The 19,673-nt window shown below is 62.5% G+C and carries 21 protein-coding genes and 1 pseudogene; 16 read left to right on the top strand and 6 right to left on the bottom strand.

All coding sequences use genetic code 11. The features are described 5' to 3' along the window. The 3 genes and pseudogenes from BN1120_RS04435 to BN1120_RS04425 form a co-directional block, all read right to left on the bottom strand. A pseudogene (locus BN1120_RS04435) lies at positions 1 to 347 on the bottom strand (CPBP family intramembrane glutamic endopeptidase); the annotation flags it as partial. Positions 348 to 508: 161 nt separating this feature from the next. Then, positions 509 to 799, bottom strand: a complete 291-nt coding sequence (locus BN1120_RS04430; protein ID WP_039039963.1) for a hypothetical protein — start codon at positions 797 to 799, stop codon at positions 509 to 511. 49 nt (positions 800 to 848) lie between these two features. Beyond that, positions 849 to 1,223, bottom strand: a complete 375-nt coding sequence (locus tag BN1120_RS04425; protein WP_039039964.1) for a YacL family protein — start codon at positions 1,221 to 1,223, stop codon at positions 849 to 851. A 206-nt stretch (positions 1,224 to 1,429) separates the two neighbouring features. Between BN1120_RS04425 and BN1120_RS04420 the strand changes: the two genes are divergently transcribed. The 7 genes from BN1120_RS04420 (at position 1,430) to BN1120_RS04390 (ending at position 8,890) form a co-directional block, all read left to right on the top strand. Next, positions 1,430 to 2,545: a sugar diacid recognition domain-containing protein gene (locus tag BN1120_RS04420; protein ID WP_039039965.1), complete on the top strand. Its 1,116-nt coding sequence runs from the start codon at positions 1,430 to 1,432 to the stop codon at positions 2,543 to 2,545. Between the two features lie 119 nt (positions 2,546 to 2,664). Next, positions 2,665 to 3,927, top strand: coding sequence for a GntP family permease (locus BN1120_RS04415; protein WP_042014914.1), 1,263 nt, complete (start codon positions 2,665 to 2,667; stop codon positions 3,925 to 3,927). Positions 3,928 to 3,936: 9 nt separating this feature from the next. After that, positions 3,937 to 5,070, top strand: coding sequence for a glycerate kinase (locus tag BN1120_RS04410; RefSeq protein ID WP_042014913.1), 1,134 nt, complete (start codon positions 3,937 to 3,939; stop codon positions 5,068 to 5,070). 262 nt (positions 5,071 to 5,332) lie between these two features. Further along, entirely contained in the window at positions 5,333 to 5,896 is a 564-nt protein-coding gene (locus BN1120_RS04405; protein ID WP_042014912.1) for an NnrU family protein, read from the top strand. Positions 5,897 to 5,955: 59 nt separating this feature from the next. Further along, the gene (locus tag BN1120_RS04400) at positions 5,956 to 6,492 is read left to right on the top strand and encodes a glutathione peroxidase (RefSeq protein WP_010673063.1); all 537 of its coding nucleotides are present in this window, start codon (positions 5,956 to 5,958) and stop codon (positions 6,490 to 6,492) included. Positions 6,493 to 6,574: 82 nt separating this feature from the next. Continuing rightward, entirely contained in the window at positions 6,575 to 7,510 is a 936-nt protein-coding gene (locus tag BN1120_RS04395; RefSeq protein ID WP_042014911.1) for a LysR family transcriptional regulator, read from the top strand. Between the two features lie 183 nt (positions 7,511 to 7,693). Beyond that, positions 7,694 to 8,890, top strand: a complete 1,197-nt coding sequence (locus BN1120_RS04390; protein WP_041214468.1) for a NupC/NupG family nucleoside CNT transporter — start codon at positions 7,694 to 7,696, stop codon at positions 8,888 to 8,890. Positions 8,891 to 9,496: 606 nt separating this feature from the next. Here BN1120_RS04390 and BN1120_RS04385 read toward each other — a convergent pair. After that, positions 9,497 to 9,991 (bottom strand): methylated-DNA--[protein]-cysteine S-methyltransferase, encoded by a 495-nt coding sequence (locus BN1120_RS04385; protein ID WP_042014974.1) that lies wholly within the window; start codon positions 9,989 to 9,991, stop codon positions 9,497 to 9,499. A gap of 26 nt (positions 9,992 to 10,017) precedes the next feature. Beyond that, on the bottom strand, positions 10,018 to 10,434 hold the full coding sequence (gene arfB, locus BN1120_RS04380) for an alternative ribosome rescue aminoacyl-tRNA hydrolase ArfB (protein WP_010673067.1): 417 nt from the start codon (positions 10,432 to 10,434) through the stop codon (positions 10,018 to 10,020). Positions 10,435 to 10,635: 201 nt separating this feature from the next. Here arfB and glnK point away from each other — a divergent pair, with 201 nt between their 5' ends. From glnK to BN1120_RS04355, 5 genes are all read left to right on the top strand, one after another. Then, positions 10,636 to 10,974, top strand: a complete 339-nt coding sequence (gene glnK / locus BN1120_RS04375) for a P-II family nitrogen regulator (RefSeq protein ID WP_005332325.1) — start codon at positions 10,636 to 10,638, stop codon at positions 10,972 to 10,974. 228 nt (positions 10,975 to 11,202) lie between these two features. Then, positions 11,203 to 12,210 carry a Fe(3+) ABC transporter substrate-binding protein gene (locus BN1120_RS04370; protein WP_039039971.1) on the top strand — a complete coding sequence of 336 codons (1,008 nt, stop codon included), beginning with the start codon at positions 11,203 to 11,205 and terminating at the stop codon, positions 12,208 to 12,210. Positions 12,211 to 12,249: 39 nt separating this feature from the next. Then, positions 12,250 to 13,875: an ABC transporter permease gene (locus BN1120_RS04365; protein WP_042014910.1), complete on the top strand. Its 1,626-nt coding sequence runs from the start codon at positions 12,250 to 12,252 to the stop codon at positions 13,873 to 13,875. 40 nt (positions 13,876 to 13,915) lie between these two features. Continuing rightward, positions 13,916 to 14,950, top strand: a complete 1,035-nt coding sequence (locus tag BN1120_RS04360; protein ID WP_042014909.1) for an ABC transporter ATP-binding protein — start codon at positions 13,916 to 13,918, stop codon at positions 14,948 to 14,950. Between the two features lie 89 nt (positions 14,951 to 15,039). Then, positions 15,040 to 15,945, top strand: a complete 906-nt coding sequence (locus BN1120_RS04355; RefSeq protein ID WP_041214471.1) for a Dyp-type peroxidase — start codon at positions 15,040 to 15,042, stop codon at positions 15,943 to 15,945. Positions 15,946 to 16,024: 79 nt separating this feature from the next. Here BN1120_RS04355 and argR read toward each other — a convergent pair whose 3' ends face one another. Next, positions 16,025 to 16,495 carry a transcriptional regulator ArgR gene (gene argR, locus BN1120_RS04350; RefSeq protein ID WP_005308670.1) on the bottom strand — a complete coding sequence of 157 codons (471 nt, stop codon included), beginning with the start codon at positions 16,493 to 16,495 and terminating at the stop codon, positions 16,025 to 16,027. A 200-nt stretch (positions 16,496 to 16,695) separates the two neighbouring features. Between argR and BN1120_RS04345 the strand changes: the two genes are divergently transcribed. Genes BN1120_RS04345 through artM form a run of 4 tightly spaced genes read left to right on the top strand, consistent with a single transcriptional unit; the run spans position 16,696 to position 19,517 of the window. Continuing rightward, entirely contained in the window at positions 16,696 to 17,436 is a 741-nt protein-coding gene (locus tag BN1120_RS04345; RefSeq protein ID WP_041214472.1) for an ATP-binding cassette domain-containing protein, read from the top strand. Between the two features lie 24 nt (positions 17,437 to 17,460). After that, positions 17,461 to 18,198 (top strand): arginine ABC transporter substrate-binding protein, encoded by a 738-nt coding sequence (locus BN1120_RS04340; RefSeq protein ID WP_042014907.1) that lies wholly within the window; start codon positions 17,461 to 17,463, stop codon positions 18,196 to 18,198. Positions 18,199 to 18,201: 3 nt separating this feature from the next. After that, a complete protein-coding gene (gene artQ / locus BN1120_RS04335) occupies positions 18,202 to 18,852 on the top strand; it encodes an arginine ABC transporter permease ArtQ (protein WP_042014905.1) in 651 nt (216 codons plus the stop codon). A gap of 2 nt (positions 18,853 to 18,854) precedes the next feature. Next, positions 18,855 to 19,517, top strand: a complete 663-nt coding sequence (gene artM / locus BN1120_RS04330) for an arginine ABC transporter permease ArtM (protein ID WP_010673075.1) — start codon at positions 18,855 to 18,857, stop codon at positions 19,515 to 19,517. Positions 19,518 to 19,673: the final 156 nt, after the last annotated feature.

The raw sequence follows: 19,673 nt of genomic DNA, 5'->3' as shown, positions 1-19,673 counted from the left end.
TTGAGGTAGAGGGTGAAGGGCACGCTGGCCGGGCCCGCCTGTACCTTGTCGAGCACCCTGAGATTGTCAAAGCCGGGCACCAGATGCAGTGTCAGGGCGAGGGACCACAGCAGTACCAGCGTCAGTGCGACGCCGCGCCAGGGTGGGGGCAGGGTGGGGGTACGCCAGGCCAGCAGCAGACCGGCGAGGCTGACAAGAGCGGCGAGGGGCGCGAGTCGCTCAAGCCAGAGGGCGGTGAGCAGGGCTAGTCCCAGCAGGAGCATGCCGGGCCTGGTCCGGCGGGCGAGGCAGCAGAGTACGGCGAGCCCCAGGACGAGCCAGATGAGAATATCGGGGAGTGGTAACATCGAGTCTCCTTGTATGAATGAAGGGCGCACCTTAACGATCCCCATGGTCTGGTTCAAGGAAAAGGGACTGGCCGGCAGAAGACGCGCAATGAAAAGCCGGAGCTGGGCTCCGGCTTGGGCGGCGGCAAGATGTCACCGAGAGAGGCGATGGCCTTCCCGTATCATCGACCGGACTCGGCGATGACCCGGGCGATGATGTCGGCGCGTTTGCTGGCTTCCAGCTCGCCCAGGGCGATGAGACCGGCCTTGAAGATGACGTTCTTCGGCAGACTGACGTCATCCAGGGTGGTGATGGCCTCGACGTGCATGCCGTTCAGGCGGCTGGCATCGCGCGGGCTCAGGTTGACCTGGGTGTTCAGCACCTGCTTGCCCTTCTTCTTGGGCTGGGCGGGTTTCTTCGGTTGATCCAGCTCGTCTTCCGGCAGTTCGTCATCAAAATCGTAAATGGACATAGTCAATCCTGTTGGGTTGCAAGGGGCATGCTCGCCCGAATGGGGGTAATCAGCCCATATCCTCGTTGCGGATAAAGGCGCGCCAGGAGCCGAGTACCTGGGCAAAATCTTCCAGCCCGCACATGGCCAGCTGTTCATCATCGTAGTAGGCGAGATCGTCGAGATCCTCATCCTGCTCGATATTGAGGACATTGGCCTTCACCTCGGCTTCCTCGTGGGTCAGCAGCAGGGAGTAGTCGCCCCCCAGCAGCCGGTATTCGGTGCGGGCCCGGCTGGAGAGCTGGTCGATGATGGCGAACAGCTCGTCGAGCTTCTCCTCGTCCTTGCCCACCTCGTCGATCAACCACTGGCCGATGGCTTCATGGCCCATGGAGAACCGGGCGCGATAGCCACCGAACGGGTCGCGGCGAAATTCATAATCCATAGCGGAGTCCATATCGGAGGGTGAAACCACCACGGCGCAAAGCGGCATGATGCCGGATCCTTGATCCATGGTGGGGCACTGATAGCGTAAAGTGGCCTATTCTAGCGATCCCCCCCGCGCTTGTCTTGATGATGTGGGATCTTTAACGGGTGATCCCGGTGATGGCGCACGCCGGGGACCCTGTCAACGAATGGTATGGAGAGGCAATGCAGCTCAACGACGCGCTCGCGCATCAGATAGTCAGCCGGGCGATGAAGATCCTCTCGTTCTCGGTCAACGTCATGGATGAACGGGGACTCATCATTGCGTCCGGCAATCCGGAGCGGCTGCACCAGCGCCACGAGGGGGCCGTGCTGGCCCTGACCGAGAACCGGGTGGTGGAGATAAGCGAGGCCACCGCCCGGGAGCTCAAGGGGGTGAGGCCCGGCATCAACCTGCCCATCGCCTATCAGGGGGAGCTGCTCGGTGTCATCGGCATCTCTGGGGATCCGGACATCGTGCGTGCTTACGCCGAGCTGGTGCGCATGACCGCCGAGCTCATCCTGGAACAGGCTGCGCTCACCGAGCAGTTGCAGTGGGACAAGCGCCACAAGGAGGAGCTGGTGTTGCAGCTCATTCGCGGCGAAGGGCGGGCCGATCAATTGCAACAGGTGGCCCGCTTCCTCGAGCTGGATCTCGCCCAGCCCCGGGTGGTGGCCGTGCTGGCGCTGGAGGAGGCCGAGCCCGCCCAGGTGAGGGAGCTGGTTCACCTGCTGGAAAACCCGGAGCGGGACAACCTGGTGGCCATCAACGGCCTGGACGAGATAGTGGTGCTCAAACCCGCCCAGCTCAGCGACGGCGTCTGGCAGTCGGCGCAGGAGCGCAGCCGGATCCGGCAGCTGCTCTCCCGTATTCCCCATTTCAAGGTTCGTATCGGGGTGGGTGATTACTTCGCCGGCATCCCCGGGCTGGCGCTCTCCTACCAGACGGCGCGAGACACCTTGCGCCGTGGCATGCGCCAGTCGCCCCGCAAGCAGGTCTATTTCTTCGAGGATTACCGGCTTTCAGTGCTGCTCGGCACCCTGGCGGACTCCTGGCAGGCGGATCAGTTGCGGGCTCCGCTGCAAAAGCTGGCGCAGGAGGACACAAAGGGAACGCTGCAAAAGACGCTGCGCCAATATTTCTTGCAGGATTGTGATCTGCATCCCTGTGCCGAAGCCCTGTTCATTCACCCCAACACCCTGCGTTATCGACTGACCCGGATAGAGCAGATAACCGGCTTGAATTTCAACAAGTTAGATGACAAGTTTCTGCTCTATCTCGGGCTCAGTCTCGATAGCTGACTTGTCTTTTCCAACAAAAATACAAGGCCGGTAAATGCTTTTTTTGGTTTTATGGCCAAAGCATTCCTGGCGGGGATCCCCATAATGGCGCCACTCATTACAACAACAAGGTGCCCGTCATGATCCCAGTCTCCGCGCTCGGCGCGCTCGCCGCGCTTTCCATCGCCATCTTCCTCATCCTGAAGAAGGTGCCCCCCGCTTACGGCATGATCGTCGGTGCCCTGGCCGGTGGCCTGATCGGTGGCGCCGACCTGACCCAGACCGTCGCCCTGATGATCGGCGGCGCCCAGGGGATCACCACGGCGGTGATGCGGATCCTGGCGGCGGGTGTGCTGGCCGGGGTGCTCATCGAATCGGGCGCCGCCACCACCATCGCCGAGACCATCGTCAAGAAACTCGGCGAAACCCGCGCCCTGCTGGCCCTGGCGCTGGCCACCCTGATCCTGACCGCGGTCGGCGTCTTCGTGGACGTGGCCGTCATCACGGTCGCCCCCATTGCGCTGGCCATCGCCCGCCGCGCCGATCTCTCCAAGGCGGCCATCCTGCTGGCGATGATAGGCGGTGGCAAGGCGGGCAACGTCATGTCTCCCAACCCCAACGCCATCGCGGCAGCCGATGCCTTCCACCTGCCTCTCACCTCGGTGATGGCGGCTGGCATCATTCCCGGCCTGTTCGGTCTGGTGATGGCCTACTGGCTCGCCAAGCGCCTCAACAACCGGGGCAGCAAGGTGGCCGCCGACGAGGTGGTGAGCGTTGACGGTGCCAAGTTGCCCGGCTTTGCCGCCGCCATCAGTGCGCCCCTGGTCGCCATCCTGCTGCTGGCCCTGCGTCCCATCGCCGGCATCGTGGTGGACCCGCTCATTGCGCTGCCCCTCGGCGGCCTGGTGGGGGCCCTGATGATGGGCAAGTTCACCAAGGTGAACCAGTTTGCCGTCTCGGGCCTGGCCCGCATGGCGCCGGTGGCCATCATGCTGCTGGGGACGGGTACCCTGGCGGGCATCATCGCCAACTCCGGCCTGAAAGATGTGCTCATCAGCGGCCTGACCGCCTCCGGTCTGCCCTCCTATCTGCTGGCCCCCATCTCCGGTGCCCTGATGTCGCTGGCGACCGCCTCGACCACGGCCGGGACCGTGGTGGCCTCCAACGTGTTCAGCGCCACTCTGATTGAACTGGGGATCAGCAGCCTGGCAGGGGCCGCCATGATCCACGCCGGCGCCACCGTGTTTGACCACATGCCCCACGGCTCCTTCTTCCACGCCACCGGCGGCAGCGTCCACATGGGCGTCGGCGAGCGACTCAAGCTCATCCCCTACGAAACCGCGGTCGGTCTGACCATCGCCGTTGTCTCCACCCTGATGTTTGGCGTGTTTGGCCTCGCCTAAGGAATTGATATGAAAATTGTGATCGCCCCCGATTCATTCAAGGAGAGCCTGAGCGCCATGGCGGTGGCCGATGCCATCGAGGCCGGTTTCAAGCAGGTGCTGCCGGATGCCACCTACGTCAAGCTGCCCATGGCCGATGGCGGCGAGGGGACGGTGCAGTCTCTGGTGGATGCCACCGGTGGTCGCATCCTGCCGGTCGAGGTGACCGCCCCCCTCGGCAACAGGGTACAGGGCTTCGTGGGCCTGCTGGGGGATGGCAAGCGCGCCGTCATCGAGATGGCGGCGGCCTCCGGCCTTCATCTGGTGGCGCCCGAGCTGCGCAATCCGCGGCTCACCTCCAGTGTCGGCACCGGGGAGCTGATCCTGGCCGCGCTGGAGATGGGGGTGGACCACCTCATCCTCGGCATCGGGGGCAGCGCCACCAATGACGGCGGTGCCGGCATGATCCAGGCACTCGGCGGCAAGCTCCTGAAAGCAGATGGTACCCCCATTGCGCCGGGCGGTGCCGGTCTGGCCGAGCTGGCCACCATCGACCTGAGCGGGCTGGATCCACGTCTGAGCGGGCTCCACATCGAGGTGGCCTGCGACGTGGACAATCCGCTGTGCGGCCCGAAAGGGGCGTCCGCCGTGTTCGGTCCGCAGAAGGGGGCAACTCCCGAGATGGTGGCCGAGCTGGATGCCAATCTGGCCCGTTACGCGGACTGCATCGAGCAGGCGTTTGGCAAGCAGGTGAAGGAGATCCCGGGAACGGGGGCCGCAGGCGGCATGGGGGCAGCCCTGGTGGGGCTGCTCGGCGCCGAGCTCAAACCCGGCATCCGGATCGTCATCGAGGCGCTGAACCTGGTTGAGGCGGTGGCCGATGCGGATCTGGTCATCACCGGCGAGGGCCGCATCGACAGCCAGACCATCCACGGCAAGACGCCCATCGGGGTGGCTCGCTGTGCCAAGCAGTTCGGCAAGCCGGTGATCGGCATCGCCGGATGCCTCACCGATGACTGCGGCGTGGTGCACGAGCACGGACTGGATGCGGTATTCGCCGTGGTCAATCGGGCCATGTCCCTGCCGGAGGCGCTGGCCACCGCCACCACCAACCTGCAGCTCACGGCCCGCAACGTGGCGGCTCTCTACCTGCTGCGCAAATGACCCTCTCTCCTGGCCGATGCGGTGCATCGGCCTGACCCTGCCCCGTGCAGCAGAGTGAGCGGCCCGTCGTGGCACCTCTGACGCACTTGCCGATCCTTGGGTCGGCTTTTTTTTATTATCCTGCTGTCTTTCATATGGTTTTTGTATTCTGACAAGGGGCTTTGCGGCATAGTGATCTCCCGACAGTGAGGGAGCCACGAGAAACAAGGCCCGCCTGAGGGAGGGCTTCCCATTCCGGGGGGCAATATGCGAGGTGCGAGCCATGATCCTGCTGACCCTGGGGGTGGTGTTGTTCACCCTGACTCATCTTTACCCCTGTTTCGCGGCACAGCACCGCGCCCGTCTGCGGGATCGGCTGGGGGAGAACCGCTACAAGGGGCTCTTCTCGCTGCTGGTGTTCGTCGCCATCGGCTGCATCCTCGCAGGCTGGCGCAGTGCCAGCCCCATGCCCCTCTATTTTCTGCCTGTCTGGGGGCCCACCCTGGTGATGGGGATCATGCCGATCGCCCTTGTCCTGCTGTGCGCGGGGCAGGGGGCGAACCATTTCCGCCGTTGGCTGGTGCACCCCCAGCTGCTCGGGGTGCTGCTCTGGTCGGGGGCCCATCTGGCGGTAAACAGCGAGGCGCGCTCCCTGGTGCTGTTTGGCGGGCTCGGTCTCTGGGCACTCATCAGCATCGTCTGGATTTCGATGCGGGAGTGGGGCCGTCACCCCCGTGCCGCCGCCACCTGGCAGGGGACGGGGATCAGTCTGGGGGCGGGGCTGGCCCTCACGGCTCTGCTTATCTTCTGGGGACACGGCTGGCTGACCGGGATCCCCCTGCACTGATCCCTGAACCAGATTCCGGGGTCTTGCGTATGATGGACAAAACAATGGGAGTCACGTCGATGAAATGGTTCACCCTGCTGCTGATGCTCGGCTCGGGCGCGGTCTCCGCCGCCTGCCCCGATTACTTCAACGTGGAGATGCGGGAGCTCAACAGCACCCAGCGCCACAACCTCTGCCAGTTGACCGAGGGCAAGGTGGTGCTGGTGGTCAACACCGCCTCCTACTGCGGTTACAGCGGTCAGTTCCGGGATCTGGAAGCCCTCTATCAGGGTTACAAGGAGAAGGGACTGATGGTGCTGGGCTTCCCCTCCAACGATTTCTGGCAGGAGGCGGGCAACGAAAACAAAACCGCCGAGGTGTGCCGCCGGGACTACGGGGTGACCTTCCCCATGTTCAACCGGGTGGCGGTGCGGGGTTCGGATGCAGTGCCGCTGTTCAAGGGGCTGGCCGCGGCTGCCGACGGTGATGCGCCCAACTGGAACTTCCACAAGTACCTGGTCGGGCGGGACGGCAAGCTGATTGCGAGCTATGGCGCCAACCAGAATCCGTCGGATGATCCTCTCAAACAGCAGATCATCGATGCCCTGGGGCACTGACTCTACCCCATGGCGGGCCGCTCTGGAATAATGCGGCCCCGCCATCCACTCCGGTGACACCGTGCTGCAACGTCTTCCCCAAATGGTGATCTTCGATGCCCTGATTCGTGAACAGGGCATCTCGGCGGCTGCGCGCCGCCTCGGGGTTTCCAAATCCCACATCAGCAAGCAACTCGCCCTGCTGGAAACCGCGCTCGGCGCCCAGCTGGTACAGCGCACTACCCGCCGTTTCGGGCTCACCGAACTGGGTCTGGAGTATGCCCGCCACTGCCGCGCTCTGGTGGCGGTGGCGCTGGAGGCGGAATCCATGGTGGCGGAGCGCCGTGGCAAGGTGAGCGGTGTGCTCCATCTGGGGGTTGGTCAATCCTTCGGGCGGTTGCACGTGATCCCGCGCCTCAAGGCGTTTCAGGCACGTTATCCGGATCTGGAGCTGGAGGTGTCCCTGTTCGATCACCGCACCAATCTGGTGGATGAGGGGCTGGATCTCTGGATCACCACCTACGAGGACAAACCCGAGTCCCTGGTCGGGCAGCGACTGGCAGACATCGGTTTCGTGCTGGTGGCCTCGCCGGATTATCTGCTGAGTCACGGCACGCCACTGCACCCCAGGGATCTGGCCCATCACAATTGCATCACCTACCAGAGCCGGGAGCGGCGCTACCACGAGTGGTCATTTCGCCAGGGCAAGGAGCGCCAGACGGTGCAGGTGGCGGGCAACTATCGGGTGGATCTGGCGGAAGCGGTGCGGGACGCCGCCCTGGCCGGGCTCGGCATCGCCTATGTGGCCAACTACCTGCTGGACAAGGAGCTGCAATCTGGTCAGCTCATCCCTCTGCTGCCCCAGTGGCAACCGAACCAGAAGATGGCGGTGCACGCCGTCTATGCCAGGCGAGAGCATCTGGATCCCAAGATCCGCCTCTTCATCGACTTCCTCAAGGAGAGCTTCGGACCCGGGCCCTACTGGGCGCAGCGACTCGCACCCTGGCTCGGGGGGAAATTGTCCGGCACCGAGGAATAATCGTTTCCATACAAGAACACTGGCGTGAGTGCGGTTTCAAAGTTGTGTCAAATCAGTCAGTTGGCGCAACCGATATCGTGCAAACGTTTTTGCTAACAGGGTTGTAACCCGGCGGGGTTGCGGCGGTGAGGGGAGGGGAGCAGAATCCGCGCCCATCTTCAGCCTCACTGGATGGAATCCCCCATGATTGCCCTGCTTGGTATCCTGAGCATCCTGGCCCTGGCCGCACTCTGCTCTGATAATCGTCGTCGTATCCCGTTGCGAACAGTGGGCTTTGCTCTCTGCCTGCAAGTGCTCTTCGCCGCCCTGGTGCTCTGGCTGCCCGCCGGTCAACAGGTCTTGAACGGTGTCAGCGAGAGCGTCAGCAGCGTCATCGGCTACGGCCAGGAGGGGATTGCCTTCCTGTTCGGGGATCTGGCCAAGTTCAAACTCGGTTTCATCTTCGCCTTCAACGTGCTGCCGGTGATCATCTTCTTCTCCGCGCTGATCGCCATCCTCTATCACATCGGCCTGATGCCCAAAGTGATCGCCCTGCTCGGCGGCGGCCTGCAGAAATTGCTGGGCACCGGCCGCGCCGAGAGCCTCTCTGCCACCGCCAACATCTTCGTCGGCATGGTGGAAGCGCCGCTGGTGGTCAAACCCTATCTCTCCAGGATGTCCGATTCCCAGTTCTTTGCGGTGATGAGCTGCGGGCTGGCCTCGGTAGCTGGCGGCACCCTGGTGGGCTACGCCAGCATCGGGGTCGAGCTGAAATACCTGATTGCGGCGGCCTTCATGTCCGCCCCTGCCGGGCTTGCCATGGCCAAGATCTTGGTGCCGCCCGCCGCGCAAGAGGAAGATCACCACGAAGACGTGGAGATCCCCCGCGCCACCAACGTCATTGAAGCGGCCGCCGATGGTGCCATGGCGGGTCTCAACATCGCCGTCGCCGTGGGGGCGACCCTGCTGGCCTTCGTCGGCGTGATCGCCCTGCTCAACGGCCTGCTGGGCTGGGCCGGCGACCTGGTGGGGCTGGAGCTGAGCTTCCAGATCATCCTGGGCTGGCTGTTTGCCCCCGTCTCCTGGCTCATCGGCGTCCCCTGGGATCAGGCCCAGGCGGCCGGTGCCCTGATCGGCACCAAGATCGTCATCAACGAGTTCGTCGCCTTCATTGCCCTGGTGCAGGATCAGACCTTGAACGAGTCGAGCAAGGCCATCGTCACCTTCGCCCTGTGCGGTTTCGCCAACATCTCTTCCATGGCGATCCTCATCGGCGGCCTGGGGGCCATGGTGCCGGAGCGCAAGTCTTTCATCGCCCGCTACGGCATGCGCGCCATCCTGGCGGGGGTGCTGGCAAACCTGATGAGCGCCTCCCTGGCAGGCTTGTTCCTCGCCCTCTGATAGACCCTGGAAGTCAGCACCTTCCGGTCATTGCCCGCTTCGGCGGGCTTTTTTGCACCCGCTTGCAGGCAAAAAAAGCGCCTCTGGGGAGGCGCGGGGAAAAGACAGATTGGAAGCGTCACATGGGTGCCACCTGAATGAGGGATGAGCCGTCCCATCCAAGTGTGAAGCCATGATGCCTGATGCTCTCTGAAGCGCTTCTGAGGCGATTCTTCATACTGTGTTCATTTTCAAAATGCTGCGGTAATGTGATTTTTAAATGTTTGATGCTGAAATAAAATAAATAATCAGTGATTTATTTTGTTGTGCTGCTCAAAGGAAAGATGAATCGGGGTGGTGGGCATGCTCCTGTCATGGGGCGGATCCGGTGGCAGATTATCCCGGTTACGGCTCAATGCATCACATAATCATGCTGCAATATGGCAATCAATCAGCATGTAATTTTGGTATTGCCCGTCATGGGTAGTGCAACGCCGCCTTCGGTCTGCTGTTGGGACCAGCAACTCGTATGTGATGGAGATGCCGCTCGTCAGAGGATCCGCGCGAGTGGCCTGTGGTCTGTGGTGCCTGCACTCGCAACCCGCATTTGACAGGAGGAGCACCCTTTCATGGGGTCAGCGCGAAGTGGTCTGCGGTCTCCTGCTCCAGTGCCAGCAACCAGCGCTTGATGGGGATGCCTCCCCCGTAGCCGGTCAGTTCACCGCTGCGCCCTATGACCCTGTGGCAGGGCACTATGATGCTGAGGGGATTGCGACCGTTTGCGGCGCCCACCGCCCGCACGGCCCTGGGGTTGCCGATGGCCTCTGCAATCTGGAGGTAGCTGACGGTCTCGCCATAGGGAATGTCGCACAACGCCTGCCACACGGCCTGCTGGAATGGTGTGCCCGTGGCGGCCAGGGGGAGATCGAAGCGCCGCAGGCGGCCGGCAAAGTAGGCGGCAAATTGCTCGACAAAGGGGGCCAGGGCGGCATCATCCCGCTGCCACTCCGCTTGCGGCAGGACGGGGCGCTCCCCTTGCATGAATTCCACGTGGCGCAGCCCGGCCCCATCGATGGCGATGAGTAGGGGCCCCTTGGCACATTCACAAAAGCTGTACTGCATTCTCTTGTCCTCGGGCATGTGGCAGGTCACTCCAGCACGGGCTTGCCGCGGGTGGATTTGATCTCTCCCTTGCGTTTCTTGGCATCGACCCGCTTGCGTTGGGAGCTGCGGGTCGGCTTGGTGGCGTGGCGGGCCTTGGGGCGCCAGGCGGCTTTTTTCAGCAGCTCGGTCAGGCGGCTCATGGCCTCCTTGCGATTCATGTCCTGGCTGCGATGGGTCTCGACCCTGATCTGGATGAAGCCGTCGTGAACCCGGCTGTCGCTGAGCCGCTCCAGTCCCTCCTTGTAGAGCGGCGGCAGGCTGGGGGAGTCGCGATAATCGAAGCGCAGCCAGACGGCGGAGTCGGTCTTGTTGACGTGCTGGCCGCCATTGCCCTGGGCCCGCATGGTCTGGAATTGCAGTTCATGCCAGGGGATGATCACGCTGTTGGAGATGACTAACATGGGGTGATGCTCTCATTTGGTGCATCAAGGGAGTCTGGTGCAGCTTGGTGCCTCATTATGGGGCGAGATGCGCTTCCTTGGTGATCCTGAGCCTTTCTGGCTCAGAGTGTCATATCTATCTATATGAAAATAAACGATAAAAATACTTGGCACAAGAATTGATGACCCATTCGTGACATACCATGGATTGGGAGCAACCAGATGAAGCTGATTACTGCGATTATCAAACCTTTCAAGTTGGACGACGTGCGCGAGGCCATCGCCAACCTGGGGGTGGAAGGCCTGACCGTCTCCGAAGTGAAGGGTTTTGGTCGCCAGAAGGGGCACACCGAATTATACCGGGGGGCCGAGTACCAGGTCGACTTTCTGCCGAAGGTGAAGCTGGAGATCGCCACCGCAGACGAGAACGTCGAAGGGGTGATCGAGGCCATCTGCAAGGCGGCCTATACCGGAAAAATCGGTGACGGCAAGATTTTCGTCTATGACCTGCTGCAAGCGGTGCGTATTCGTACTGGTGAGAGCGACGACGAGGCGCTCTGAGTACGCCCCTTTGCCCGCCCGGGTCGGGCAAAGGTCCGGGCAGGTTCTGCCGACAGTGTGAATGGGTGGTCGTCGAAAGACCGGATGGGATTCCATCCGGTCTTTTTGTTTGGCCGCTGATTAAATAGATCGTTCCAACCCAGCAAACCGCCTTGATCCTCTCCTCCCGATTCATGCAGAATGCAAACGAAAATGGTTATCACTCTTTACGCAGACAAGGAACGGATGATGAAAATGAAGATGTTGGCACTGGCTTTCTCCACGCTTGTCGCCCAGTCGGCGTTCGCCGCCCAGGAGGTAAACGTCTATTCGAACCGTCAGGATGAGCTGATCAAGCCCATCATCCAGCAGTTCGAGAAGGAGACCGGGATCAAGGTCAATGTGGTGTTTGCCAAAGAGGGGCTGAACGAGCGTCTGGAACGGGAAGGCAAGCTCTCTCCGGCCGATCTGATGCTGACCGTGGACATCAGCCGTCTGACCGAGCTGGTGGACAAGGACCTGGTGCAGCCGGTGGACAGCAAGACGCTGCAGGAGAACATCCCCTCTATCTATCGCGATCCGGACAACCGCTGGTTCGCCCTGACCACCCGGGTGCGTGCCATCTACTCCAGCAAGGAGCGTCTTGGCAAGCTCGACACCATCCGCTACGAAGATCTGGTCAAGCCTGAATTCAAAGGAAAAATTTGTACCCGTAGCGGCAAGCACGAGTACAATGTGGCGCTGGTTTCGTCCATGATTGCCCATCACGGCATGGCGGATACCAAGACCTGGCTGGAAGGGGTCAAGGCCAACCTGGCGCGCAAGCCCCAGGGCAACGACCGTGATCAGGTCAAGGCGATCAAGGACGGCATCTGTGATGTCTCCCTGGGCAACAGCTACTACCTGGGTGCCATGTTGAAGGACCCGGCGCAGAAGTCCTGGGCCGACGCGGTGGAAATCAACTTCCCGAACCAGGGTGATCGCGGTGCCCACGTCAACGTGAGCGGCGTGGCCATGACCAAGTATGCCAAGAACAAGGACGCAGCACAGAAGCTGATGGAGTTCCTCTCCGGGGATACCGCCCAGCACATGTATGCGGATGTGAATGCCGAGTACCCGGTCAAGGCGGGGGTCGAGCCTTCTGCCATGGTCAAGTCCTGGGGCACGTTCAAGTCTGACCCCATGCCGGTCAGCGATTATGCCAAGCACCGCAAGGACGCCTTGCAACTGCTGGATGAAGTGAAATTCGACTTGTAATCAGATGGGGCCAACGGCCCCATCAACTTCTGTGGACTCATGAAACATTTTGGATGGATTGCCGGCAGCTGGGCCACCGCCCTGCTGCTGGGTTTGCCGGTACTCGCCCTGGTCTTCTCCGCCTTCTCGGCTGATGGGGAACTGTTTGCCCACCTCGCCGATACCGTACTGCCCGACTATCTGCGAAACACGTCCGGTCTGGTGCTGGGGGTGGTCTGCCTCAGCCTGCTGTTCGGAGTGCCCACCGCCTGGCTGGTGGCCATGTGCGAGGTGCCGGGGCGCCGCGCCCTGCAATGGGCGCTGATGCTGCCCATGGCGATGCCCTCCTATATCGTTGCCTACGTCTATACCGACCTGCTCGACTACTCGGGCCCGCTGCAGGCGGGGCTGCGTGCCCTGTTTGGCTGGCAGGGACCGGCCGACTACTGGTTCCCGGCCATTCGCTCCCTCGGTGGCGCCGCCTGGGTGCTGGCGCTGGTGCTCTTCCCCTATGTCTATCTGCTGGCGCGGGCCTCCTTCCTGGAGCAGTCGGTCAGCCTCATTCACTCCAGCCGCCTGCTCGGCTGCACCCCCTGGCAGAGCTTTCGCCGCCTGAGTCTCCCCCTGGCCCGCCCGGCCATCATGGTGGGGGCATCTCTGGTCGCGATGGAAACGCTGGCGGACTTTGCCACCGTCCACTTCTTTGCCATCAACACCCTGACCACCGCCATCTACGACACCTGGCTCGGCTACGGCAGCCTGGCGACCGCCGCCAAGCTCTCCTGTCTGATGCTGCTGGCGGTGGTGCTGCTCATCGCGCTGGAGCGCCGCTCCCGCCAGCGCCAGCAGGTGTTCCAGAAGTCCATGGGCTTCGAGCAGCCCCTGCGTTACCCCCTCGGGGGCCTGAGGGGCGTGCTGGCCGGGCTCTGGTGCTGGGGCCTGGTGCTGGCGGGGTTCGCCCTGCCGTTCGTCATCCTGCTCGATTACGGGGTGCGTTACTTCGCGCTGTCGTGGACGCCCGAATTCGTGCGCTTTGCGGGCAACAGCCTCGCCATCTCGGCCCTGACAGCCCTGCTGGCCATGGCCATTGCCCTGCTGCTCGGCTTCTTCCGTCGCCTCGATGGGGGGACTCGCAGCCTGCTGCCCCTGCGCCTCGCCGCCATGGGCTATGCCATGCCGGGGACCGTGCTGGCCATCGGCGTGCTGGTGCCGCTCACGGCCCTGGATTTTGGCATCAACGATCTGGCCGAGTGGCTCGGGATGCCGGGCCCCGGTCTGCTCCTGACCGGCACCCTCACCGCCATCGTGTTCGGCTATCTGGTGCGCTTCGTGGCCATCGCCATCGGGTCGGTGGAGAGCAGCATGAGCAAGATCTCCCCCAGCCTCGACATGGCTGCCCGCTCTCTGGGGCAGGGGGCGGGCGGCATGCTGCGTCGCATTCACCTGCCGCTGGTACGGCGCGGCCTCTTTGCCGGCGCCATGCTGGTGTTCATCGAATCCATGAAGGAGCTGCCCGCCGCCCTGCTGCTGCGGCCGTTCAACTTCGAAACCCTGGCGACCCACGTCTATCAGTTCGTCTCGGACGAGATGCTGGAGCGGGGGGCGCTCGGTGCCATCGTCATCGTGCTGGTGGGGCTGGTTCCCCTGCTGTGGATCAATCGTACCCTGGATGGTCCAGGCCATTGAGCGGCCCCGTCCGGCATCACTACGCGAGAGGAAAAGAACCTTGTCCTGCCTGAATATCGAGAAGGTCAGCTGTCACTACAATGGCCGCCCCGTGCTGGAGCAGCTCTCCCTGCAGGTGGCCGACAACGAGATTGTCTGTCTGCTGGGGGCCAGCGGCTGTGGCAAGACCACGCTGCTCAAGGCGGTGGCCGGTCTGCTGCCCCTGGCCCAGGGGGAGATCCGGCTGGGAGAGACCCTGCTCGATGCCCCCGGTGTGAGTGTGCCGCCGGAGGCCCGCCATATCGGCATGATCTTCCAGGATTACGCTCTCTTTCCTCACCTGACGGTGGCCGAGAACGTCGGCTTCGGCCTGACCGGGCAGGATCGCGGCAGCCGCCTGCAGCAGGTGGAAGAGGCGCTGGCGCTGGTCAATCTGCAGGGCCTGGGGGAGCGCTATCCCCATCAGCTCTCCGGCGGCCAGCAGCAGCGGGTGGCCATCGCCCGCGCCCTGGTGTGCAAGCCGTGCCTGATGCTGCTGGACGAGCCCTTCTCCAACATCGACACCCAGGTGCGGATGAAGCTGATCCTCGAGATCCGCGCCCTGCTCAAACAGCAGGGCATTGGCGCCATCTTCGTCAGCCACAGCAAGGAAGAGGCCTTCGCCTTCGCCGACCGGCTGGCCCTGTTTCGCGCCGGTCGCATCGAGCAGGTGGGGGAGCCGGAGCAGCTCTATCGCCGCCCCGGGAACCGCTTCGTGGCGGAGTTTCTCGGCGGGGTCAACTATCTGGCGGCCGAGGTGGTGGACAGCCACTGCGTGCAGACCCTCCTTGGAACCATCTGCGGTCAGGAGCCCCATGGCCGCGCGGTGGGGGAGCGGTTGCAGCTCATGCTCAGACCCCAGCAGTTGGCGCTGACGGCGGCGGATGACGGTGAGCTCCGGGTGCGTGAGCAACAGTTCCTGGGCCATCACTGCCGGGTACTGGTCGAGTGTGGCGGCCAGCAACTGGAAGCCAGCATCGGTGAGCCCCTGGAAGGGGAGCGCGCGCGGGTGACCGTGGCGCCTCATGCCCTGGTGTTGTTTGACCCCTTGCCCTGAGTGCGTGGTATTGTCGTGAAATCAATGAACTGGAAGCGCGCTGGTTTATAATCGCGCCACGCCCATAGCCAACGCACTTGGAGAGAGACATGAAAGCCCAAGCCGGGATCTGCGCAGAGCCGAATCTGCACGCCCTCTATCTGATGTTCAATCGCACCGGTGACGCCGCTGCCCTGACCTCCCGCCTGGCCAGCCTGCCAGCACTCTGGGAGGCGGTGAGCGCCGACTTCCCCGATGCGGCCTTCAGCGGTCTGGTCGCCGTCGGGGCCGACGCCTGGGATGATCTCTATCCTGCCGCCCGGCCGCCCCAGTTCCGCGGTTTCATGGCGCAATCCGCCAACGGTCAGGAGGCCCCCAATACCCCGTTCGATCTCTTCGTACAATTGCGTGCTGATCGGGTGGACGTGCTGCATCATGCCGGTCATCGCGTCATGGCCCTGCTGGCCGGGCTTGTTGAATTGGTCGAGGAAGTCCGCGGTTTTCGCAACCAGGATTGCCGGGATCTGACCGGTTTCGTCGACGGCACCGAGAACCCGCAGGATGAGCACCGCGCCGAGGTGGCGTTGCTGGACGGCGGCGAGTTCGCCGGTGGCTCCTACATCCACGTGCAGCGCTGGGTCCACGCCATGAGCGACTGGGAGAAGCTGGCCCTGAAGGAGCAGGAAGACATCATAGGCCGCACCAAGGTGGACAACATCGAATACGAGTCCGCCGACAAGCCGCTCACTTCCCACATCAAGCGGGTCAACCTCAAGACCCCGAAGGGGGAGTCCATGGAGATCCTGCGCCAGAGCATGCCCTGGGGCACCATGAGCGAGCAGGGGCTCTACTTCATCTCCTGCTGCCGCACGCCGCTGCACTTCAACGCCATGCTGGCCAGCATGTACAAAGGGGAGGGCAGTCACTTCGACCACCTGCTGCGCTTCACCCGGGCGGTGACCGGCGCGGCCTTCTTCGCCCCTTCCATCGATTTTCTGGTGGCCGAGGGCAAATAAGCCCGGCCTGCCGACTGCTCAAAACAAAAAATCCCGGCCAAGGCCGGGATTTTTGTGCGGATCGCCCAAGGCGACCGGATCAGGGCGTCTGCTCGAACAGCTCGAGGGCGGAGAGGTAGAGCTCCTCGATGTCGGTATCGCTGGTCGGCGTGATGAAGATGGTGTCATCACCGGCGATGGTGCCGAGGATCCCTTCGGCCTTGCCGAGGGAGTCAAGCAGGCGGGCGATCAGCTGAGCTGCGCCGGGGCTGGTGTGGATCACCACCAGAGCGCCGTTGTGGTCGACATCCAGCACCAGGTTCTTGAGGGGGCTGGAGGTGGTGGGCACGCCCAGTTCCACCGGCAGACAGTAGACCATCTCCATCTTGGCATTGCGGGTGCGAACGGCGCCGAAGCGGCTCAGCATGCGCGAGACCTTGGATTGGTTGATGTTCTCGAAGCCCATCTCTTGCAGGGCAGTCACTATCTCTGCCTGGGAGCCGAAACGCTCCTCTTTCAGCAAGGCTTTAAAGGCCTTGGCCAGTTTTTCTTGCTTGTCGTTATGTTTCATCTTGGACTCACGAATGAGGGGAGTGACCGCCTGTCACGCTCAGGCGGCAGATACGAACAGCGCTGCTATTTTGCATTCATATGCCTGTTTTGGCAAGGAAGCGGCGCTTGTTCTGCATATTGATTCAAATATAGCTTGCATCAACTTATGCTGGCGCTAGAATCAGGACGAAATTTTGAAAACTTATTCAATTGGGCTGTATGGGTATCGAATTAATCGGCATCGAAAAATCCTGGCACAAGGTGCCGGTACTGCAGCAGGTGAGCTTTCGGACTGCTCCCGGCGAGACCTTGGTATTGCTGGGCCCGAGCGGGGCAGGCAAGAGCTCTCTGCTGCGCATGATGAACTTGCTGGACACGCCGGATGCCGGTGTGTTGCGCATCGCAGACAGTGAATTTTCTTTCCCGTCCAGCCTCTCTACTGCCGAATTCAACCGCCAGGCACAGGCGCTGCGCCGCAAGGTGGGCATGGTGTTCCAGCAGTACAATCTGTGGCCGCACCTCACCGTGATGGAGAATTTGATTGAAGCGCCCGTCAAGGTGCTCGGCATGAGCCGCGAGGCGGCCATCGAGAAAGGGGCCTATCTGCTGGCCCAGCTGCAACTGGCCGACAAGCGGGACGCCTGGCCCGCACGGCTTTCCGGTGGCCAGCAGCAGCGGGTCGCCATTGCCCGGACCCTGATGATGGATCCCCAGGTGCTGCTGTTTGACGAACCGACGGCTGCCCTGGACCCCGAAATTACCAAAGAGGTGGCGGAGATCATCCGCACCCTGAGCCAGACCGGCATCACCCAGGTGGTGGTGACCCACGAGGTGGAGTTCGCCCGCAAGGTGGCCAGTCAGGTGATCTATCTGGAGAAGGGGCGGATCATCGAATCCGGCACCGCCGCCATCTTCCAGTCCCCGCAAACCAGCCGGTTTGCCGAATTCTTGATGCATTGATATTGAGTCGATAAGGAAGCTGTCATGAAAAAGAGTCTGTTGCTGATCGCCGCCATGGGTCTGCTGAGCACTTCTGTGCTGGCCAAAGAGATCAAGTTCGCCACCGAGGCAACCTATGCGCCGTTCGAATACCTGAATGACAAGAACGAGTTCCAGGGGTTTGACATCGATCTGGCCCGCGCGGTTTGCGAGCAGGCCAAGCTGGAGTGCAGCTTCCACAACCAGGCCTTCGACAGCCTGATCCCCAGCCTCAAGTTCCGTCGCTATGATGCCGTCATCGCCGCCATGGACGTGACGCCGGAGCGGGCCGCCCAGGTCGACTTCTCCGACATCTATTACGAGAACTCCGCGGTGTTCGTCGCCAAGAAAGAGACCTTCAAGGGGCCGGACGATCTGGTGGACAAGACCGTCGGCGTGCAGAACGGCACCTCCCACCAGTCCTATCTGGTGGACAACTGGGTGAGCAAGGGTCTGTTGACCGTGCCCTACGCCAGCTACCAGAGCGCCTTCCTCGACATGATGAATGGCCGCACTGACGGCGTGTTTGCCGATACGGCGGTGGCCGCCGACTGGCTCAAGCAGCACAAGGAATACGCCGTGGTGGGTACCCCGGTGACCGACGCCAAGTACTTCGGTACCGGTTTTGGCATCGCGGTGGCCAAGGGCAACCAGGAGCTGCTGACCCAGCTGAACAAGGGGCTGGCCGAGATCAAGGCCAACGGCACCTATCAGAAGATCTATGACAAGTACTTCGCGCAGTAAGCCATGTTGAGCCTGTTGTTGGATGCAGCCTGGATGACCCTCGGGCTGGCCCTGGCATCCCTGGTCGGTGGCATGGTGCTGGCACTGGCATTCAGTGCGGCTGAGTTGAGCAAGCAGCGTGCGTTGGTGTGGCCCGTGGCCACCCTGACCACCTTGATCCGTGGTCTGCCCGAGTTGCTGGTGGTGCTCTTCATCTACTTCGGCTCGACCCAGGTGCTGTTCCTCATCACCGGGGAGTATGTGGAGTTCAGCCCGTTCGCCTGCGGTGTGCTGGCGCTCTCCCTGCTGTTTGCGAGCTACGCCACCCAGACCCTGCGTGCCGCCCTCAATGCGGTGCCCCCTGGGCAGCGGCTGGCGGCGCAGGCGCTCGGCCTGGGCAAGGGGCACACCTTCTTTCGCATCGTGCTGCCCCAGGCCTGGCGTCACGCCCTGCCCGGGCTCGGCAACCAGTGGCTGGTGCTGCTGAAAGACACCGCCCTGGTCTCCCTCATCGGGGTGAACGAGATGATGCGTCAGGCACAGATGGCGTCGGCCAGCACCTATCAACCCTTCACCTGGTACGCCGCTGCCGCCCTCATCTATCTGGCCATCAGTCTGGTGAGTGAATTCGGCTTGAAGCAGGCGTCCCGCTATACCCGCCGTTACGGAGGCTGACCATGCAGGATTACCTGATGACCCTGCTGGGAGGGCTGGCGATCACCCTGCAGCTCACCGCGTTCAGCTTGTTGCTGGGCGTGCTGATGGCGGCCGGCATGACCTGGGTGCTGGAGCGTCGCATTCCGGTGGCGACCCAGCTGGTGCAGCTCTGGGTACTGGTCTTTACCGGTACGCCGCTGCTCATCCAGATCTTTCTCATTTACTACGGGCCTGGCCAGTTTGAATGGCTCAAGGCGGGGCCGCTCTGGCCGCTGCTCAAGCAACCCTGGTTCTGCGCCGTGCTGGCGCTCGGTTTCAATACAGCAGCCTACTCCACCCGGTTGTTCAAGGGGGCGCTCGACGCCATCCCCGCCGGTGAAGTGGAGGCCTGCCGTGCGCTCGGCTTCTCGGCCGGACAGACCCTCTGGATGAAGACCCGCCATGCCGCCCGTCGGCTGGTGCCCGCCTATTCCAACGAGGTGATCCTGGTGCTCAAGGGGAGTTCGCTCGCGAGCACCATTACCATCATGGACATCATGGGGCTGGCCCAGCGTCTCAATGCCCAGACCTATGACACTCTGGCGGTGTTCACCGTGGCCGGAGCGCTCTATCTGACCATGAATGGATTGTTAACAATTGGTTTCCGCTGGTGTGAGCGTCGGGCACTGGCTTTCCAGTCCTGAAGCAGTCACATTTACCTCTTAATGGTGAGGAGGACACAGGAAATCTGTGTCTTTCCTCTCATTTATCGCATATTCCTCTCCGCTTTCATCGCCGCTTGTTCCCTGGCTCACAGAACCCGTGATTACAACTGTTATCAGATTGTTTTTTAGGAGGGG

Origin of the sequence: Aeromonas caviae, from assembly GCF_000819785.1 — a bacterium.
Taxonomy (GTDB): domain Bacteria; phylum Pseudomonadota; class Gammaproteobacteria; order Enterobacterales; family Aeromonadaceae; genus Aeromonas; species Aeromonas caviae.
The sequence above is the reverse complement of the archived record's forward strand: the minus strand, read 5'-3'. Positions and strand labels throughout refer to the sequence as shown.